At 33.7% G+C, this 368-nt stretch carries 1 protein-coding gene; it reads left to right on the top strand.

The window, feature by feature from the left end; translation table 11 throughout:
- Nucleotides 1–111 precede the first annotated feature (111 nt).
- Nucleotides 112–368: hypothetical protein (locus ASV53_RS25940; protein WP_205049257.1), on the top strand; the 257-nt coding region annotated here is incomplete at its 3' end.

Raw genomic sequence — 368 nt, 5'->3', positions numbered from 1 at the left:
GTTTCCTTCTGTGGTTGATTATATTAAAGTTTTGACTTTTCAATCTCTTTTTTTCTTGGGTGTTATTCAGCAAAGTGTGATAAAGGAAGCGATTCTTTCTTAAGACTTATAATGTCATTAGTCTTTGTTCATATTCTAGCAGGAATTGCCTCGCCTCTGCTTGGATTTGGCACTGAGGTTGAGGGAGTCGTAAGGTATGCTGGGCTAGCTGGTAAAATTAATATACTAGCAAATTTTGCGTTATTCTTTGCCGTTTTTTCATTTGTTCTATATAAAGCTGGACGAAGAAATCTATATTTTGTTTTGTTCTTACTATCGACTATTTGTGTTATTTTGACAGGGACTATGAAAAATGTACTTATTCTTAT

The organism is Photobacterium sanguinicancri (assembly GCF_002265265.1).
Classification (GTDB): Bacteria; Pseudomonadota; Gammaproteobacteria; order Enterobacterales; family Vibrionaceae; genus Photobacterium; species Photobacterium sanguinicancri.
The sequence above is the reverse complement of the archived record's forward strand: the minus strand, read 5'-3'. Positions and strand labels throughout refer to the sequence as shown.